At 69.8% G+C, this 13,001-nt stretch carries 12 protein-coding genes; 1 reads left to right on the forward strand and 11 read right to left on the reverse strand.

Features of this window, described 5'->3' with window-relative positions; genetic code table 11:
• Nucleotides 1-732: 732 nt before the first annotated feature.
• The 3 genes from ACVWNX_RS00005 to ACVWNX_RS00015 all read right to left on the reverse strand — a co-directional run bounded on the left by ACVWNX_RS00005 (nt 733) and on the right by ACVWNX_RS00015 (nt 3,000).
• Nucleotides 733-2,115 (reverse strand): hypothetical protein, encoded by a 1,383-nt coding sequence (locus ACVWNX_RS00005; protein ID WP_454411750.1) that lies wholly within the window; start codon nt 2,113-2,115, stop codon nt 733-735.
• Entirely contained in the window at nt 2,112-2,258 is a 147-nt protein-coding gene (locus ACVWNX_RS00010; protein WP_157996713.1) for a hypothetical protein, read from the reverse strand. The genes ACVWNX_RS00005 and ACVWNX_RS00010 overlap by 4 nt, the downstream gene beginning before the upstream one ends.
• 124 nt (nt 2,259-2,382) lie before the next feature.
• Nucleotides 2,383-3,000: a hypothetical protein gene (locus tag ACVWNX_RS00015; RefSeq protein WP_454411751.1), complete on the reverse strand. Its 618-nt coding sequence runs from the start codon at nt 2,998-3,000 to the stop codon at nt 2,383-2,385.
• Between the two features lie 226 nt (nt 3,001-3,226).
• Between ACVWNX_RS00015 and ACVWNX_RS00020 the strand changes: the two genes are divergently transcribed.
• On the forward strand, nt 3,227-3,433 hold the full coding sequence (locus ACVWNX_RS00020; RefSeq protein WP_454411752.1) for a hypothetical protein: 207 nt from the start codon (nt 3,227-3,229) through the stop codon (nt 3,431-3,433).
• Between the two features lie 34 nt (nt 3,434-3,467).
• Here the strand turns inward: ACVWNX_RS00020 and ACVWNX_RS00025 are convergent, their stop codons facing one another.
• From ACVWNX_RS00025 to ACVWNX_RS00060, 8 genes are all read right to left on the reverse strand, one after another.
• The gene (locus tag ACVWNX_RS00025) at nt 3,468-3,926 is read right to left on the reverse strand and encodes a hypothetical protein (RefSeq protein ID WP_181801061.1); all 459 of its coding nucleotides are present in this window, start codon (nt 3,924-3,926) and stop codon (nt 3,468-3,470) included.
• 731 nt (nt 3,927-4,657) lie between these two features.
• A complete protein-coding gene (locus ACVWNX_RS00030; protein ID WP_007387419.1) occupies nt 4,658-4,954 on the reverse strand; it encodes a hypothetical protein in 297 nt (98 codons plus the stop codon).
• Between the two features lie 110 nt (nt 4,955-5,064).
• Nucleotides 5,065-6,717, reverse strand: a complete 1,653-nt coding sequence (locus ACVWNX_RS00035) for a hypothetical protein (protein ID WP_454411753.1) — start codon at nt 6,715-6,717, stop codon at nt 5,065-5,067.
• A gap of 355 nt (nt 6,718-7,072) precedes the next feature.
• Complete coding sequence (locus ACVWNX_RS00040; protein WP_042821564.1) at nt 7,073-7,264, reverse strand: hypothetical protein; 192 nt, start codon at nt 7,262-7,264, stop codon at nt 7,073-7,075.
• Between the two features lie 138 nt (nt 7,265-7,402).
• Nucleotides 7,403-8,023 (reverse strand): hypothetical protein, encoded by a 621-nt coding sequence (locus ACVWNX_RS00045; protein WP_181801063.1) that lies wholly within the window; start codon nt 8,021-8,023, stop codon nt 7,403-7,405.
• On the reverse strand, nt 8,024-10,813 hold the full coding sequence (locus tag ACVWNX_RS00050) for a DnaB-like helicase C-terminal domain-containing protein (RefSeq protein ID WP_454411754.1): 2,790 nt from the start codon (nt 10,811-10,813) through the stop codon (nt 8,024-8,026). It abuts the gene before it with no gap.
• Nucleotides 10,814-11,375: 562 nt separating this feature from the next.
• Nucleotides 11,376-11,720, reverse strand: a complete 345-nt coding sequence (locus tag ACVWNX_RS00055) for a hypothetical protein (protein WP_454411755.1) — start codon at nt 11,718-11,720, stop codon at nt 11,376-11,378.
• Nucleotides 11,721-12,275: 555 nt separating this feature from the next.
• A complete protein-coding gene (locus ACVWNX_RS00060) occupies nt 12,276-12,515 on the reverse strand; it encodes a hypothetical protein (RefSeq protein WP_454411756.1) in 240 nt (79 codons plus the stop codon).
• Nucleotides 12,516-13,001: the final 486 nt, after the last annotated feature.

Consider the following 13,001-nt stretch of genomic DNA (forward strand, 5'->3'; position numbering starts at 1 on the left):
TCTTAACCCCCCTGAACTGCGGATTTATCTCATAAGGGCACTCGATAGATAGCGACGAGGCTGGGCTGGCATGTATTGGAGCGCCCTCCGGGCGTCCATCCTACTCTTTATGTAACGCCCTTTGGGTCGTTACATATATTATGTAACGGATACTCTCCGCGTCTGAAAGAAGTGGTCTATACCTCTCGGAGAGATTGACGCCCGAGATAAATGGAAATCGCGCGGAGAAATTCTGTACTCGCCGAAATTTACTCGCGTTTGCATTTTGGGGATAAGTTTCTCCCCAATGAGATTTCCCCGAAGGGGGATAAATTCGTTGTATCGCGAAGCTGGATATCAGGATCTAAATTCAGGGCTCGTCTTCTTTGCGCTCGGGTCGACACAGTGCTCGCCGAACCTGTCACCGTGATCCGAACCTTCCCCCTGGCTGGTACCTGACAGCGTGAGAATGAAATGGACCTTCGTCACTCATGCCAGCAACGGGTGAGCACCACCCGTTAGTGCCAACGACCAGGTCGCCACGCCTGCGCCACTGACACTCAGACGACGACGCTCAACTGACACTCCCCCGCAGACCATCAGGCCGGACGGCAGGCGCGGCTGCGGCAGGGAGAGCGAGAGCCACCAGTACGTGAATGTCGTGATGGACGTGCTCGCGGCTGAGGTCCGCCTCGACGATGCGCGACCGTTCCGCTGCACGCCGGCAGATGTGGTCGCCTGGTGCTCCTGCCGTCACGGGCTCCCGGGTGCGGGGTTCCGGCGACGGCGGTCCTCGCTACCGAGACGCTTGATCTTACGTCGCACCCGCTCTCCCATGTCCGGCTGCTGTCCTGCCTCCAGCGCTGCCTGCTTCCAGGTGAGGCGGTCAGCCGCGTAGCAGTCGGCGACCTTCCGCTCCGCAGGAGAGAGCTTGGCCAGGACGCGTTCGACTTCCTCTTCATGGCCTGGCAGATCACCGTCAACGGTCTGGACGCCCGCGCGAAGGTCGAGCTTGTCCATGGACTGCACGCGCTGCCCTCGGTGTTCGTGCTCCCACAGTTCGGTGTCCGCCGACGTCGCAGCGTGAACGGCGGCACGCAGGCGGGCCTCGAGTTCGTCCGTGCCGTGCACCTGGTCGTCCCAGCCCTCGTGCAGCAGTCCCTGGGCGATGCGCTTGGGGCTTCGGCTGGTGCGCCCGCCTAGGAAGCGGGCCAAGTGTTCGACGAGGACGTCGTCGGGCCCTTGGTGGAGGCTGGCGTGACGGGCCTGCAGGGCCGCGGTGAACAGCGAGCGGGGTGCATAGCCGCGCCAGCCGTGGAGGTAGGGGCCCCCGCGCGGCATCTCCAGCTGACGGTGGAGCAGCCGGATTACGGTGAGAAAGTCCAGGCCGGAGGGGGCGAGCCTCTGGACGATGGCGTTCAGCGCCTGGCTGGAGACCCGGGCCCGCTGGGCGGGCCCGTCACGTCCGATCAGCAGTGTGATGGGACCGATCATCCCCTTGCCAACGTGCCGGGGCACCCCCGCGTCCACGGCCTGCTGCGGGCGGGACTGCAGCAGGTGCGCGGGGAGACTGTCCACGACCTGGGCGGTGCTCCAGCACCAGATGGCCCAGGCTCTCGAGCGCCAGTCGGGCACCGGGCCGGTGGGCGTGCGGCAGCGATCGTGCGTCAGGCGGCCGAAGGAGTCGCGGCCGCATCCCGTGCTGTCGCTGCTGCCCCACGGACACACCGGGTAGACGCGAGGAGGCCGGCGGCGGGCGAACATGTCCAGTGCGAGATCGGCGAGAGCGCGCAGCATGTCTCCTCCCCCGTCGGCGGGGATCTTCAGGTCGCCCAGGACCGGGCCCAGTCCGTAGGGGAAGAGCTGCTGGGCGCGGTGGCGGGCGCGCCGGGTGACCTCGGCCGCGCGGACCAGCGTCGCGGTGTGCTGTTCGTAGCCGGTCAGCGTGCATGCTCTGGCCAGCTGGGCGGTGTTGGGCCGGGCCGTGCCGTCGAGCCAGCGCTGCGGGGCCGGGTCCGGGTGGCGGTGTGGCCGGCAGGAGGGGCAGCTGAGGCCCAGGCCGATCACCGGCGCGGGCGTCCACCCGCACTCGCCGACCGTGGCCGCTTCCCGGCCAGGGGGTGTGGGGGTGCTCACTGGCGGCGCTCCAGCAGGTGGTCGGCGAGCAGCGTCGCGGCGACGGCTCCGCCGAACGCTTCGGCCGGAGTAGCCCCTGCGGCCCGTAGGTACCATCCCGCCATCATTCCCACCACCAGCGCCACCATGACGTACACGTTCACCAGCCAGATCCTTACCCCGGGCGGGAGCGGTCCTGTTACCCCTCCCTCATCCTTTGGGGACGGGCGGACCCCGGACCGACAAAAAATCTTCAGCGATCTTTTTTGCGGGTCTCCGGCCGGGAGGTCAGGTGCCCACCGGCTGCCCTGTCCGCGCCCAGGTTCCGTCCTGCGGCACCTCGAAGCTGAGCTTCCAGGGCTTGTGACTGGCGGCCGTGCAGTCGGCCCACAGGCGCATGCGCTTGGTCCGGTTCTGCTGGCGCCACTGTTCCTCGCCGCCGGTGCCCTCGTACCAGCGGGGGCGCAGGCTTTCGTCGACGGCCAGGCGGGTTCTGTCGTCGGCTTCCAAGGTGAACGGTGTCACCGAGCGGCCGAGTTGGTCGGCCCCGTCGACGCCGGGACGGAAGCGATACGGGCCCCAGACGACCTCCGCTCGCTCCTCGGCCGTCGGACCGCCCGCCAACACCGGATCCCGTACTCGGTCACGGTCGTCGCGGACGGTGAGCTGCACGGTGATCCTCCCGAGCGAGGCCGGGCCGTCGAACCGGACATACAGCATGCCGCCCTGCGGCTCCAGCTTCAGACGCAGTTGCGGAGTCAGATCCAGGTGCCACCGGTCGCGTTCGATCCGGGCCACGGCCTCGGCGGTGGCGTTGGCCTGCGCTGACGAGCGCCACGAGGCGACTGCCGCGACGCCGCTGAGGCCTGCGGCAACGGCCGCGATGACTGTGTCTGCTGATCCCATGCCGGAGGGTACCGCGCGGTGACCGACCGTCATTCGACAGCTGCAACAACGTCTTCGCTCCGCCGGTTCCGCCCATGCGCCAAGCACCGGCGGCACGGCCCGGGGGACGGGTGGAGGGGCGCGGCGCGCATCCCGACCCGAGCTGATGGGTGCCCTGAGCGGGTGCGCTGAGATCCGATTCGACTCCCGGTCCGAACCGGACGCCCGCGGCGAGGTCACCTGCACAGTGGCGCTGGTCTCAGTTCCCGGCCAGGAGGAGGCCGCGCCGGTAGCGCCCGACGCGGCGACGGTCACGGTGCAGGCGGTCTTCGAGGTCAACCAGAGGGTGTGGGCTGACCTCTCTCCCAGGAGATCCGGCAGCGCCGTTCCCGGCAGCAGTGATGTGGGGGTCCGGGTGGTCTCGGTCCGGGCCGCGCGGGCACCGCAGGCCTGACGGCCATGGTTTCCATCGGGCCGTCGGTAGGCGTTCACCTCGCAGGCTGGAAAGGCAATCCGGCGCACCGCTGGCCGGCCGCCAGATCATCGCCGTGCTGGACGGCCAGGCGGTCGGGCACGTGGAGTTCTACCTGCACCCCGACAACCTCGCTCTGCAGGTTGTCGGAGTGCAGGTGCATCTCGGGTTCCGCAAGCGGGGCCTGGCGTTCTTGCTCAGGGACCGGCTCTACGAGGCGCATCCGGACGCCTGGATCAATCACGGCCTGCGCACGGACGAGGGCGCGCGCTGGTGGCATCGCTACCGCGATCCCGCGCCCGAGCGCAATGTCCACAACCGGCCGACCGCCGAATGGACCGCGTACTTCCTGGCCCCCGGGGTGGACCGGGGCCGGGCCGCCAACCGCGTGTGGAACCAACTGTTCGCCCTCGACGGCCACCAAGGGGCCGAACACCGCTACGGACAGCGTCTGGAGGGGGAGTACCAGCGCCACGCCCGCTCCTGCGTCCCCGATCTCGGCCGGCCGCGCGCGGACCCCTTACGGCAGCGCCTGTATGCCGGGCAGGTGGTTCTTTTTGTCCCCCGGGACTGCACCGCTTCGTGCACGACCCGGCCCGCCCCGCCGCGGATCGGGCCCGTGCCCTGCTCGAACACACCGGCCACGGCAGCCTCCCCCGCAGCGGTGGCCCCACCGGCTACTGGAACACCGCCGCCCACAGTGCCTTCGAGGACACGACCCTGGCCCAGCTCTTCAAGGACGCCCCGCCCCCGTCCCCCGCGACCCACCTCGTCTACCAGACCGAGCCGCCGGCCGGAAGCGAGGACGATCTCCCCCAGCGCAGGGCCGGGTTCACCTACGTCGACTACACCGCCCCCGGGGACATTCCCCTCGCGCTCACCGGCCTGTCCTGGCGGCGCGGCAGTGCCCTCGAGACCTTGCATCACACCGCGTTCGACGTCCCGGTCCAGGCCGCGATAGCCCCTAAACTCCCCGGGGGACGCCTCGTCGTACCGCGCCCGCTACGACGAGGCCAGCCGGCTCCGCCCGTCGGCGGCGTCGCCCTTCGAGGAACGCAGCGCCGAGATCAGGCAACGGGCCGACGCGATCATCCAGGCCTCCGTCCAGCGGTCCCGGCACGGCGTACGCGCCCCCCGGCACGGCGTACCGGAGCCCGCCCGCTCTCCGGGGTTCCAGCCCGGGCCGAGCAGTGCCGGCTCCCGCCTCTAGGAATCCGCCTCGGCGCGGCCTCCGGGCTCCTCGGGGCGGCGAGCCGCCGCGCGGTGGCCCCGCGGCGCCGGGCTCGTGCCGCGGAGCTGCTGATGACGCCGGCGGTCGCGCCACCAGGCGAGCCGGTGCTCGGACTTCTGGGGGAAGACCAGCTGCACGACGGCGACGACCAGGATCGCCAGGGCCAGGACGAAGAATGTGGCGGTCTGCCACCACGGGGCGCCACCGAACGCTTCGGCCGCTCCCCCGAGGCCAGCGGCGATGGACGTGATCAGTGGTCGGCCGGTGTGCATGCGGTATTCCCCTCCGAATACGGGCGTGTGATTTCCGAGGACGGGCGTACTTTTCGCCCGTCAGAAAGCCAGTGTCGGAGCGAGGGGACGTGGTTATGTATCGGCGGGTGTCACACGCGGCGGCCGTACCGGTCGAACGCCAGATTCCATGCATCCTGCATGGAATCCTCCAAGATCCGGATGCTGTTGCGGTGGGCCCACAGGGCCAGACACTGCACCAGATAGGGCGGACTCCCGGACAGCAGCGTGTGCGCCACCGATCCCCCGGGCCAAGGCCACACGGGCCGCACCGTGCGGAACTTCGAGCCGATCTGCGCGTTGTACTGCCGCGCGAGGCGGCCGAAATCCCGGCTCCTGCCGCGGGCCTCGCGCAGCCGCTCGATCCGCTGTACGTCCAGCGGATCGTCCTGCCGGAACTCCTCGATGACCGCGTCCATGAGCTCCAAGGTCTGTGCCCGCGCCGCGGCCATGCGGGCGTGCTGATCCTTGACGGTGAGAAGACCGAACTCGACCGCTCTGTCGACCGGCAGCCACAGCGTGATCCGCCCCGAGACGTCGTCCTCGAACTCGTGGGCCCAGTCGATGAGGACCGCTTCGACGAACGCGCCGACCTGCTCGGGACGCAGGCGCCCGGCCGCCGCGACCACCGGCTCGATGCCGGGCACCGGCGCCCAGGCCGGGGCCTTCGGGTGCGGTGCGAGCGGCCAGAACACCTGCCGACCCTCGGACGGGAAACACAGCACCTTCCCCTCGGCCACCCACTGCGCGTACGGCTGCGGCAGGTCGCCCTCCCCAGCAGGGTGGCCTGGGGTGTGGGCGTGCCAGGACTCGGGCCGGCTCAGCATCCATCCGGGCGGGGTGATGAGCCGCGCGACAGCGGTGCCGGTCGGCTGGCTCGTCAGCCAGGCCTCGAAGTCCTGCTGCTCGACGCGTCGCTCGGCGCGCCACACGGCGGTCCCGCCGCGCCCGGTGAAGTCGTAGTCGATGGTGCCCGCGAGCAGTTGCATCCGGCGTTCGACGGCGGCGTGCAGGGTGTCCTGGTACAGCTCCTGCCAGTCCTGTGCCTGCTGGTAGAGGAGGGTTTCCCCGTCTTGGGCGCCGGGCCCGCTCAGCCACGAGCGGGCGAGGTTCGCCGCCACCTGGAAGCGCCCGGGCGCGTGCCAGGCCACCTCGTCCTCCAGGATCCGAGCGACCAGCTGGACGCGTCGCATCCGCGCCGGCACCTCGTCGCCCGGGCCGTCCAGGTCCTCGGCCGATACCTCCAGCGGCCACCCGTCCTCCACAGCCTCCCGCGCCGCGTCCAGGACCTCCCTCTCCGGGCCGGTTGCCGTCGCGGCCGTCGCCAGCCGCCACAGACCGAGCGCGGCCCGCTGCCGTAACAGCGGCAACAGGCCCTCCAGGAAGTCGTCCACGATGGGTTCGGCCGCCGCAATGGCCGTCATCACGGCATCGGTAAGCGTGCGGGCTTGGTAGTCGCGGTGGCTGCGCGCGTACTGTCCCGGCAGCCGCAGCGAGACGGCGCGGGCCCGTTCCAGCAGACCGGGCTGCGCGCGCAGCCGCAGCGGCCGGGCCGTCCGCGGAGCAGGGGCACGCTTGCCCAGCGGCGGGTAGCGCAGCACGGTCGAGATATGGGTCAGCCGGTCGTCCGGGGCCCGGTCCTCCTGTGCCTGAACGTGCTCGCTCAGCAGCCTGCGCACGGTCGCGTCCCGCGATGTCCCCCAACGGGCGGCCACCCGGTCCAGGGCGGCGAACGCGCACGGCAAGAGGCGGACGTTGGTCTCCACGTAGCCGGTCACCAAGCCAGTATCGGGCCACCCGCCAAGGCTCTTTTCCCGTACGCTCCGGCACGCGCCGTGCGGCAGGGGGGCACATCGGACGCATGCCGTTCCGGCGATGCTGTTCGTCGTGATGGCGGTCCTGCGCATCGGGGACGGCAGTTGCTGGTACTGCCGACTGCGTCCGCCGGGAACGCTGTCAGGACTGTGCGGCGATCTGGGCGGCGCGAGCGGCGGGCGTATCGGCCGGAAGGTCCAGGGCTGCTGCCCTGTTCAGCACGTTGACGGCGCGCCGGGTCAGCGGCTGGCTGACGCTCAGTTCGGCGAAGGCGGTCTCGGCCTTCTACGCCGCCGCGCGTGCCGCTTCGACCTGCTCGTAGGCCACCGGTGGGAACTCCACGACGCTACTGCGGTAGATGGCCTCCAGACTCTGCAGTTCACGTCCTCGGGAGCCGACCGCTGCATAGGCCCGGGCAAGGTCGTCGGCACCGAGACCGGAGTACTCGGTCAGTCGCCGGCGCACGCTGGCCAGCACTCTCCCGCAGACCATCACCGACTGACGTCCCTCGTCCACTCCACGTCCAGACGGCGACGTTCAACCGGCACTCCCCATAGGCCACCACGGGACCCGAGCACCGCTTCGAGCCGATCAGGACGGCTGTGAGCGGTCGTGTCAGGCGCCGATGCCGATGTAGGAGACGTAGGTGTAGGCGCCCCAGTCGGAGTCGAGTTCGGCGATGACGTCGTCCCAGAGGTCTTCCATGGTGTCCAGGTCTCTGGCGACGAGGGCATCGACGGCGTCGTCCCAGATGTAGCGGACCTGCCGGTGCTGGATCCTCAGGTTGTCGCGGCGGCGCGGCTCGTCGACGGCTGCCTGGTTGACGGGGTGGATCTCGATGCGGGTGCCTCGGCCGCCTCGGTTGAGGTGCTGCTTGAGGGCACCGGGGTTGGCGAGCACGTTGTGGGCGCGGAGGTTCCAGTAGGCGGTGTCGATCGCTTCAAGGTTGGCGGGGCGGGGGCGTTGGGTGCCGCGGGTCCAGGCGCGGATCGTTGTGGGGGTGGCGTGGATGCCGGCGTCGGCCAGGGCTTGGGGGCCGCCTTTGGTGGTGGTGAGGTAGCGCATGCGGGCTTTCAGGCCGCGGCGGGTGTCGACGGGGGATTTGATTCCGCCGTCGATGATCATGCGTTCGAGGGCGTCTTCGAGGGCACTGGCGAGGGCGATTTTGCCGTGGACGTTTCCGGGGTCGCGGTCTGCGCCGTAGTTGCCGAAGTTTTTCCATCCGTCGGTCGACATCTATCGGGCACTCTTCCTCGGCAGTGGGTACTGGTCTTTTTGTTTCATCTGGGTGGTGAGGCGGCCTTCGGTGAAGACGGTGCGCCAGTCGCCGGCGACGTGGAGTTCATCGGTGCCGCGGACGCGGACGACGGTCAGGCCGTTGCTGTGGGCCCGGTGGGATTTATACCAGAGGTTGGCGAATGCCTGGGAGCGGATGATGTGCATCCAGTCGGGTCGGCGGATGTCACGGTTGACGCTTGACTCTCCGATAGTGGAGGTGAATTTCGAGTACATGGCTTTGATGTATTCGACGGTCACCATGTCGTCGGTTTCGATGGCGCTGGTGCGGGCCTCGGTCAGGACGCGGCGGATTTTCTCCAGGAGGCCTTCACTGGCGCCGGACGTCCAGCATTCGGTGATGTGCGGGGCCGCGCACAGGCCAAGGCGGGCGCAGCGGATGAGGAGGCGGATGGTGGCGTCATCGAGGAGGACAGGGCCGTCTTCGCGGCGGTTGCCGATCGGGTCGGGCAGGTCGGGGTGGTGCCAGGTGGGGCGGGTGGGGAGGCGGTAGATGCCGGAGCGTTTGGGGTCGAAGCCGCCGTGGGGGTCGTGGATCAGGGCGCCGATGGGCAAATGAGTCTTGAAGGCGGACAGGAAGCTGGCGTTGGTGTCGAGTGCGTTGACGGTGATCGGGGGGTGGGTGCCGTTTTTGAGTTCTTCCGTGAGGTGGGTGTTGGTCCAGTTGTGGCGGCCTTCCCAGATTTCGTCGGCGCCGTCCTTGGTTTTCTTTCGGAGGAATTCGAGGGTTTCCGGGTAGACGGTGTGTTCGTAGTTTCCGCCGACGCGGGTCGCTTCGAACAGGGCCATGGCGTTCGGTACGGCCTTTTTCACCAGGGCTTCGGTTGCGGCGGTGAGGTCGCCGTCGTGGTCGTGGAAGGCTTCGTCGACGGCGCGGGTGATCATGCCGGTGAAGTAGCTGTAGTCGCGGTTGGCGTAGCCACCCTCAGGCGGGGGTGGGGTGGTGGTGCGGCGGGGTGATGGCCTGCGTGGGGCGGCGGTGTGGGCCGTCGGGGCGGGCTGGGTGGCCATGGGGGCCGGGGATGGGCTGGTGGGGGCTTGGAGAGGCGTCTGCGGGGTCGGTGCGGGGTCTTGCGGGGGCGTAGTCGGGGGCGTTTGGGGTGTTGAAGTGAGGGTGACGGGACTGGCGTAGGGGTCGGTGATGCGGGCGTGGGCGAGGTCGGCGTGGAGGGTGAGGGTGGCCTGCGGGCCGAGATCGCGCTCGGTGACGGTGGCGTGGATCTGGTCGGCGTCGCGGGTCAGAGTGACGGTGATGTCGAGGCTGAGCGCGGCGATCACCTGGGGGTCGTCGGTGTCGACGGCAGCGAGGACCGGGAGTTCGTGCGTGCGGGCCAGGTGGACGAGGGCCTGGGCGGCGTCGGTGATCTGGGCCGGGCCGGACAGCGGCAGCCGGGGGTCCTCGGTGGTCTGCAGGCGGTCGACCACGACAAGGGCCAGGCCCGGCAGGTCCGGGACGCTTTCGGCGATCGCGTCGGTGGTCAGGTCGGTGCCGTCGTCGATGTAGAGCGGGGCTTGAGCCAGGTGGTGGTGGAGGGCTGCGGTGTCGTCCTGTTCGGTGGGGGTGAGGCGGCCGGCTCGCAGGCGGCGGTAGTCGACGGGCAGGTGCGCGGCGACGATGCGTGCGGCGATGTCGGCGCGGGTGAGTCCGGAGGCGGCATACAGGACGGGTTGGTGCTGGTCGAGGGCGCTGGTGCGGGCGGCGGCGGTGGCGATCAGGCTGGATCCGGCGCCCGGGGCGGCGGCGACGAGGTAGAAGCGGCCGGGCTGGAGTCCGCCGAGGACGTCGTCCAGGGTGCGGATGCCGGTCGACAGGCCCATCAGGGGTGTGGGCGTGGTGGTTTCACCGGTGGGGGCGGTGGTCGGAATGACGGTGTCGAGGGCTTGGGCGAGTGCGGCCAGGCGTCGCGGGGTGCGCGGCGCAGCGATGGCTGGTGGGCCGCCGGCCGGGAGGGCGGGCTCGTGACCGGTGCCGGGCATCGCGGGAGCGGGGGCTGGCGGGCTCGGCTCGGGCGGGGTCGAGGGGGGTTTGGGGAGGGCGGTCGGCGGTGTGACCGGGTGCTGGAGTACGGGATCGGCGGGGGTTGGAGCGGTAGCGGCCGGCGAGCCGGTGAGGGCGGTCGATGGGGCTGGGGTGGTGCCGGGTGAGGCGGGGGGCGTATGGGCAGGTGCAGGCGTGTCGTGGGCTGTCGGCGCCGGTTCCGGATGCGGTGCCGAAGACGTGGTGGGGGCAATGGCCGCTTTGGCAGGGGTAGTTGTCGGCGCGGGTGCGAGGTCTTTGGCGGCCTCGACTTCGGCTGCTGTGGTCGGGAGGGGGTTTTGGACTGCTTGCTGGCCCTCAGGGGGTGTTGCGGCGGAGTCTGGGGCTGCCGTTGCAGTCGAAGCCACGGTGTCGGGTGCGGGCTCGGCTTGAAGTGCGGGCGGCATGGGAGTGCCGTCTGCGGCTGCCGCGAGCAGGACGGCGACGGGGGTCTTGTGGCGGCGCAGTACCTGGGGGTGGCCCTCGGCGCTGTACTGGATCAGGTCTCCGAGCTTTTTGCGGGCGTCCGCGAAGCTGTGGGTCGGGGCTTGGGTGAGGTTCCAGCCCAGCTTGGCTGCGTGGGCGGGGGTGGTGAGCAGTGCGTGGTGCGGGCCGCGCGTCAGGGGCGTGGGTTGCCCTTGGATGGCTGCGTCGATCAACTGCTTGAGTGCGTTGCGGGCCCCGTGCAGCGTCGCCGGGCGGGTGCGCGCCATGGCGTGTGGTGTTTCCGCGTCAGGGGCGGCGGAGGTTGTTCCCGGGTCTTCCACCATGCCTTCAACTGGCTCGGGAGTGTTCTCACCGTGTCGACGGCCGGCGTCTTCGGGGTAGCTCAGGGGCCAGTGGCCCGCCCAGCGCGGAGCGGGGTCGGACGGTTCCGTCGAGGCTGCGGGCGGAGCAGCGGGGGCGGAGTTGTCCGGCATGGCAGCGCCGGAAGACGCCTCACCGGCAGTGCGGGATGAATGCGAGGAAGACATTCCGGGACTCCAAGAACAGACGCGGCAAGGGTTGCGAGGGGCAGGTCGAGCAGTCGGCTCGGGAGCGGCCGCCAGCGGATGCGGAACGACCGGACGCCAAAAAATGTAACGCTGCTGCCCAGTCTAGCTGACGGTACATAATATTCACTGGAATTATGTACCGCCGGGGTGGGAGTCGTGGGTGATCACGGAACTGGTCCTGCTCAGGAGGATCGGAGGTGGCGATGGGCGGAAACGGTAGGCCGGCTGTCAGGCGTGATCGGCGACCTGTCCTGTGGGGTGGCGCGCTCTACCAAAGCCTTCAGCTGGGTTCGGAGGCGGCCTGCTCAGCGGCCCGCGCTTGTCTCTGTGCCTCGTCCTCCGGCTCGTCGCAGTCCTCGTACAGCCAGTCGTCCGAGGTCTGCTGCTGGAACGCCCTCTCGCGCATCCGCTCCTCGTAGTCCTCGTACGTCTCGTCCGGATGGATCTGTCCGGTGCGTCGTTTGATCTCCTCGTCGCGCTCGCGGCGTTCGAGGTACTCCTGCACGGCCGGGTCGGCGTCCGCGCACGCGTACCCTCTGCCTCGCCGGATCGGCTCGGGCGGTCGCCGGCGGTCCTCGATGCGATCGAGGACCGCGTGCCACTGGGCGGCGTCCACGACGCTCACGTCGAAGGCTTTCAGGAGTGCGGACAGCTGCTCTCGGCTGGGCAGGACCGTCCCGTTGAGGATCAGGTGGGCTGTCGAACGCGGTACACGGTGCCCGTCGGCTTTGGTCGCCTTTTCGATGGCACTGTAAGAGGGCCGGCCGGCCCTCAGGCGCAGTCGCGTCAGTTCCTGGCCCAGGGAGGCGGGGGTGCGGACTTGCCGGGTCCGTCGGCTGCGGCCGGCCAGGTGCGGGCGGGCCTTCTCGATCGCGGCTGCCTTCCACAGGCTCAGGGCTGTCGCTTCTCGCCTCTGCGTGGGGTGGCTGCCGGGGGCGCCGGCAGCGCGGGCGTAGGCGAGGACGGTCTCGAGCGGGGGCAGGTGGGTGCCGCGGGCGGCCTGGCTGAGGGTGGAGGCTCCGCGGTACCCGGGCGCGCCCGGTGGGCCGGTGGGCCGGTGCGCTCGGACAGGGTGGCGTAGGTGGTACGGGTGTCGTCCTTGAGCTGGCGCAGGTAGACGGCCAGGGCCCGCAGCCGGGGGCTGGTGCCGGCGGCGACAGGTTTGGCGGGGCGGCCCATGTCACCGGCTGCGGCGGCGGGAGGGCTTGGCGACATCGCTGGAGCGGCGGCCGGTGATCAGGTCGGCCACTGCGGCGGCCACCACGACCAGCGCGGCCAGTCCGGCCGATGCCAGGACGACCACGACGATGACCACGACCTCGGGGATGCCCAGCCGACTCGGCTGGGTGCGGGCAGGGAGGTGGCTGGCGCAGAACGCCGGCGGCTCGGGGCTGGCGGCGGGCAGGGGAAGGGCGGACATGAGCAGCTCCAGGAAGGTAGGGGTGAGGTCCCCAACCCGGGTGATTCGGGAAGGGATTGGTGCGAGGCGTATCCCGCCGTCGATGCCTCAAGGTTCCCTCGCCGACGCTCTCAAGGCCAGCCTGATCGGCGCCCGTTCAGGCTGACGTGTTCACCGTCGTGAAACGCAGGTACGTCGTTCGTCCCTGGTCAGGCCACCTGGAAAATCGGGTTGACCCGAAATCGTCCAGGGCTGGCACCGTCCCTGGTACAGCTGGCCGAGAGGTGTTTGAAGCGAAATTCCCGACTCCGGACACAAGGTCGAGTGGGCGACAAGGGCGTCTGGTTCCCGTTCTTCGGCCGGCGGCAGTCGGGGGCCCGGGTGGGTGACGGAGAGCGGAGCACATATCCGCTTTCGGGGTGCAGAGAGAGTGTGGCTGCGACAATGAAGTACCGCAGGGGGCGGGTGGGGCGACTTCGCTGTAGGTGAGGGTGCGGGCCTCTTTGT

The sequence above is a fragment of the Streptomyces sp. JNUCC 64 genome (assembly GCF_054484115.1).

Coding starts and splice junctions, on each gene's coding strand:
- ACVWNX_RS00015 (WP_454411751.1), bottom strand. CDS start 3,000: ATGGGATCAGCAGACACAGTCATCGCGGCCGTTGCCGCAGGCCTCAGC.
- ACVWNX_RS00030 (WP_007387419.1), bottom strand. CDS start 4,954: ATGCACACCGGCCGACCACTGATCACGTCCATCGCCGCTGGCCTCGGG.
- ACVWNX_RS00045 (WP_181801063.1), bottom strand. CDS start 8,023: ATGTCGACCGACGGATGGAAAAACTTCGGCAACTACGGCGCAGACCGC.
- ACVWNX_RS00050 (WP_454411754.1), bottom strand. CDS start 10,813: ATGGCGCGCACCCGCCCGGCGACGCTGCACGGGGCCCGCAACGCACTC.
- ACVWNX_RS00060 (WP_454411756.1), bottom strand. CDS start 12,515: ATGTCCGCCCTTCCCCTGCCCGCCGCCAGCCCCGAGCCGCCGGCGTTC.